The organism is Trinickia sp., assembly GCF_057351765.1.
The window spans coordinates 1-4,618 of record NZ_JBMRBK010000060.1 but is presented as its reverse complement, the minus strand read 5'-3'; the positions used below and the strand labels follow the sequence as shown (position 1 = coordinate 4,618).

Sequence of the window (4,618 nt, the reverse complement as noted above, 5' to 3'; positions counted from 1 at the left end):
TGGTGCCGGCTGCAGGACTCGAACCCGCCACCTGATGATTACAAATCAACTGCTCTACCAGATGAGCTAAGCCGGCGTTGAGCCCGTGATTCTACTTCATTTCACGACCTTGAGGTGCCCTTTGCCACCGCCTTTCGAGCCGTCGTCGGAGGACGGTCCGTCACCGTCGTCTTTTGTCGCCTGCGCCTGCGTTCCCGCTCCGACGCCGACATCCTCCGGCTCCGCGTCCAACACCTCGGATTCGACAGGGGTGCCACCGGCCGCCCCCACCGCGGGCTCCACCGGAAACGCCATACCCTGCCCATTCTCGCGCGCGTAGATCGCCAGTACGTTGGCTACCTGCACTTCGATCTTGTGCGCCTTGCCCGAGAAGCGCGCACTGAACTCGATCCACTCGTTGCCCATCTGCAGCTGCGTCGTCGCCTCGAAGCTGATGTTGAGCACGATCTCGTCGTTGTGCACGAACTGCCGCGGCACGCGCGTCTGATTGTCGACCCTCACCGCAATGTGCGGCGTGTACCCGTTATCCGTGCACCACTCGTAAAGCGCGCGCAACAGATACGGTTTCGTTGGAATCTCTTGCATCGACTGTCCTCGCCAAGGTGCAACGCTTGCTGCCGAGCTTCCCGCCACAAGCGCCGCACCCTGAAATTACATCAGCGGCGCATCACCTTTTCCGACGGCGTCAGCGCTTCGATATACGCCGGCCGGCTGAAAATGCGCTCAGCGTACTTCATGAGCGGCGCGGCATTCTTCGAAAGCTCGATACCGTAATGGTCCAGACGCCAGAGCAGCGGAGCGATCGCCACGTCGAGCATCGAAAACTCTTCGCCCAACATGTACTTGTTCTTCAGGAAAATCGGGGCCAGTTGCGTCAGACGATCGCGAATCGCAAGACGCGCCTTCTCGTGATTCTTTTCCGCTGCCTTGCCCTTCTCGTTCTCGAGCGTGCCCACGTGCACGAACAACTCCTTCTCGAAATTGAGCAGGAACAGCCGTGCGCGCGCGCGCTGCACCGGATCGGCCGGCATCAGCTGCGGGTGGGGAAAGCGCTCGTCGATGTATTCGTTGATGATGTTCGACTCGTACAGAATCAGGTCGCGCTCGACCAGGATCGGCACTTGCCCATACGGATTCATCACCGCAATGTCTTCCGGCTTGTTGAAGAGGTCGACGTCGCGGATCTCGAAGTCCATCCCCTTTTCGAACAGCACCAGCCGGCAACGCTGGGAAAACGGGCAAGTTGTGCCGGAATACAGAACCATCATGTCTAAAATTTCCTCAAAAAGCTGAAGGGCCAGCACGCCGAAAAGCCCGCCGAAGCGGGCTTCGAGTCGCGCCGGCCCTCACACCGCCGTCACGGCGTGATTATTTAACGTCCTTCCAGTACGCCGCGTTCAGCCGCCAGGCCAGGAACGTCAGCACGCCCAGGAACAGCAGCACCCATACGCCAAGCTGCCGGCGCCCATGTTGCGTCGGCTCGGACATCCAGGTCATGTAGGCGACAAGGTCGGCCACGGCAGAATCATAATCTACCCGGGACATCGTCCCCGGTTTTGCCTGCGCGAAGCCAACGAACCGATGCTCCTTCTCCCCCGTTTCGGGGTTCAACTCGTCCTCGTATTTCGCCGTCTGCACACCCTGCAACTGCCACAAGACATGCGGCATGCCGACGTTCGGGAACACCATGTTGTTCCATCCCGTCGGCCGCGTTTCGTCCCGGTAGAAGCTGCGCAAATAGGTGTAGAGCCAGTCGCTGCTGCGCGCCCGTGCTTCCACCGACAAATCGGGCGGCGCGACCCCGAACCACGTTTTGGCATCCTCCGGACGCATGGCCACGGTCATCGTGTTACCGATCTTGTCGGTCGTAAAGAGCAGATTCTGCTCGATCTCCTTTTGCGAAAGGCCAAGCTGCGTCAGCGCGCTGTAGCGCATGAGGCTCGCACTGTGGCAGCTCAAGCAGTAGTTTACAAACAATTGCGCGCCATGTTGCAACGACGCAAGGTTCTCCGTGTTGTCGGGCGCACGATCGAGCCGAAATCCCTCTTCCTGCGCCCAAGCCCCGGGGGCCACGAGCATGCCGGCGGCCAGCGTGACTACCACCGCGCCAATGCGGGCAAGCTTCGAAAGCAATGTCTTCATATCGTCTTGTCCTCGCTCGCGATTAATGGGGCTTGAACCGAACACGCTCCGGCGGCTCCTTGAACCTGCCGCGCGGCGTCCAGAACGGCATGCCCAGGAAGAACGCGAAGTAGATCAGCGCGCAGATCTGAGCGATCAACGTCGCGGCCGGCGACGGCGGCTTGGTGCCCAGATAAGCGAGGGTCAGGAACGCAAGCACGAAGATTCCGTAGAAAACCTTGTGGAACAACGGCCGGTAGCGGATCGACTTCACGGGGCTGCGGTCGAGCCACGGCAAAAAGCAAAGCGACACCACCGCGGAGCCCATCACGACGACACCCCAGAACTTCGATTGGGTCAGGTACATCGCAACGATCACGAGCACGGCCAGGACCGGCAGACCGATCTTCCACTTGCCTCGCGCCCGCATGAGCGCAAGGAGCCCAAGCAGCCCGATCACGACCATCAGCACGATCTTGAACGGGTCGGTCGTGGCACGCAGCATCGCGTAAAAGGCCGTGAAGTACCACACAGGCGCGATCTCAGGCGGCGTTTGCAGCGGATTGGCCGGAACGAAGTTGTTCTGCTCGAGGAAGTACCCGCCCATCTCCGGTGCGAAGAAGATGATCGCGGCGAATACCATCAGGAACACGCACACGCCCATGAAATCATGGACCGAGTAGTACGGATGAAACGGAATGCCATCGAGCGGGCGACCGTGCGGATCTTTCTTGGCCTTGATTTCAATGCCGTCGGGATTGTTCGAGCCGACTTCGTGCAGCGCGACGATATGCACGAACACGAGCCCGATCAGCACGAGCGGAATCGCGATGACGTGAAACGCGAAAAAGCGGTTCAGCGTGACGTCGGACACGACGTAGTCGCCTCGAATCCACAGCGAAAGGTCAGGGCCGACGAACGGGATCGCCGAAAACAGGTTCACGATCACCTGGGCGCCCCAGTACGACATTTGCCCCCATGGCAGCAGATAGCCGAAAAACGCCTCGGCCATGAGACACAGGAAGATCGCGCAACCGAAGATCCAGACGAGTTCGCGCGGCTTGCGATACGAGCCGTAAAGCAGCCCCCGGAACATGTGCAGATAGACGACGACGAAGAACATCGACGCGCCCGTGGAGTGCATGTAGCGAATGAGCCAGCCCCACGGCACCTCGCGCATGATGTACTCGACCGAGGCGAACGCGAGCGTCGAATCGGGCTTGTAGTTCATCGTGAGGAAGATGCCCGTCACGATCTGGTTTACGAGCACGAGCAACGCCAGCGAGCCGAAGAAGTACCAGAAGTTGAAGTTCTTCGGTGCGTAGTACTCGGAAAGATGGGCCTTCCAGGTGGACGTCATCGGGAAGCGGCGATCGATCCAGCCGGCAAGACCCGTCGTCGTTACGGCTTCTTTTTCGGTCGTCGCCATTACGCTTCTCCTTTTTCGTCCTTGCCGATCACGATCGTGGTCGCCGACGTGAACATGTAGGGGGGAACGTCGAGGTTCTGCGGTGCGGGCTTGTTCTTGAAGACCCGGCCCGCCAGATCATACGTCGACCCGTGGCAGGGGCACAGAAAGCCACCAGGCCAGTCGCCGGGCAGATTCGGCTGGGGACCCGGGGTGAACCGCGGCGTCGGCGTACAGCCCAGGTGCGTGCACACGGCCACGAGGACGAGAATGTTCTTGTGATCGGGGCGCGAACGGTATTCGTTCTGGCAGTACGCCGGTTCGGGCATCGAAAACGGATGTTTCGTGTTCGGATCGGCCACTTCGTTGTCGGCCTTCACCACGTCGGCCAGCATGGCGTCCGTCCGATTGATGATCCACACGGGCTTGCCGCGCCAGGCAACGGTCTTCATTTCGCCCGGCTTCAAATCGCCGATATCGACCTCGACCGGTGCGCCGGCGGCCTTGGCCTTTTCAGAGGGTTCCAACGAGCTTGCAAACGGTATGACAGCGGCTACGCCTCCAATGCCGCCTGCTACGGACGTCGCAATCAGCCAGGTACGGCGGCTGCCGTCGACGCGTTCCTCTTCTTTATCTCGCATTACACGCCCCACTTCTGAGTTGGATTTCCGTCACGCTTTTTGCCACCGCCCGCTAGTTTGCGGGAATGGAGTCGTCATTTACAAGACCTGTCCGCCAAAAACCATGCGAACCGCTTGATCCGTAAGGGTTTTCCCGAGACACCAGCAGCTCCTCGGGCCGGTAAACGATGCCTCCTTCAAGCATTTCGCGTATCGGGCCGATCGTGCAACGCAGCGCAATTCCAATAATCAGACGGGATTATCGATATCGATAAAGAGGTGTTCGATATCGAACTGCTCGGACAGATGGGCGCCGAGCGCCTGCACTCCGAAGCGTTCCGTCGCATGGTGCCCCGCCGCAAGAAACGCGACGCCGCTCTCGGCAGCGATATGCGTCGTCGGCTCGGAAATCTCGCCCGTCAGAAAGACATCGGCGCCGGCGTCGATGGCGGCCTCGAAATAGCTCTGC

At 60.1% G+C, this 4,618-nt stretch carries 6 protein-coding genes and 1 tRNA gene; all 7 read right to left on the bottom strand.

Annotation, left to right across the window (positions count from 1 at the left end; genetic code table 11):
• Positions 1–76 (bottom strand) — tRNA-Thr (locus ACO1XS_RS15995).
• Positions 77–96: 20 nt separating this feature from the next.
• Positions 97–585, bottom strand: a complete 489-nt coding sequence (locus ACO1XS_RS15990; RefSeq protein ID WP_481580016.1) for a ClpXP protease specificity-enhancing factor — start codon at positions 583–585, stop codon at positions 97–99.
• Positions 586–656: 71 nt separating this feature from the next.
• Positions 657–1,268: a glutathione S-transferase N-terminal domain-containing protein gene (locus ACO1XS_RS15985; RefSeq protein ID WP_006052302.1), complete on the bottom strand. Its 612-nt coding sequence runs from the start codon at positions 1,266–1,268 to the stop codon at positions 657–659.
• Between the two features lie 100 nt (positions 1,269–1,368).
• Entirely contained in the window at positions 1,369–2,142 is a 774-nt protein-coding gene (locus ACO1XS_RS15980) for a cytochrome c1 (RefSeq protein ID WP_331568210.1), read from the bottom strand.
• A gap of 22 nt (positions 2,143–2,164) precedes the next feature.
• The gene (locus ACO1XS_RS15975; RefSeq protein ID WP_486391160.1) at positions 2,165–3,550 is read right to left on the bottom strand and encodes a cytochrome b; all 1,386 of its coding nucleotides are present in this window, start codon (positions 3,548–3,550) and stop codon (positions 2,165–2,167) included.
• On the bottom strand, positions 3,550–4,170 hold the full coding sequence (petA, locus tag ACO1XS_RS15970; RefSeq protein ID WP_331568208.1) for a ubiquinol-cytochrome c reductase iron-sulfur subunit: 621 nt from the start codon (positions 4,168–4,170) through the stop codon (positions 3,550–3,552). The genes ACO1XS_RS15975 and petA overlap by 1 nt, the downstream gene beginning before the upstream one ends.
• Before the next feature lie 228 nt (positions 4,171–4,398).
• Positions 4,399–4,618: Nif3-like dinuclear metal center hexameric protein (locus ACO1XS_RS15965; RefSeq protein ID WP_486391159.1), on the bottom strand; the 220-nt coding region annotated here is incomplete at its 5' end.

Excerpts from the sequence above, each read along its gene's own strand:
- ACO1XS_RS15980 (WP_331568210.1), bottom strand. The coding sequence starts at position 2,142 with ATGAAGACATTGCTTTCGAAGCTTGCCCGCATTGGCGCGGTGGTAGTC.
- ACO1XS_RS15990 (WP_481580016.1), bottom strand. The coding sequence starts at position 585 with ATGCAAGAGATTCCAACGAAACCGTATCTGTTGCGCGCGCTTTACGAG.
- petA (WP_331568208.1), bottom strand. The coding sequence starts at position 4,170 with ATGCGAGATAAAGAAGAGGAACGCGTCGACGGCAGCCGCCGTACCTGG.
- ACO1XS_RS15975 (WP_486391160.1), bottom strand. The coding sequence starts at position 3,550 with ATGGCGACGACCGAAAAAGAAGCCGTAACGACGACGGGTCTTGCCGGC.
- ACO1XS_RS15985 (WP_006052302.1), bottom strand. The coding sequence starts at position 1,268 with ATGATGGTTCTGTATTCCGGCACAACTTGCCCGTTTTCCCAGCGTTGC.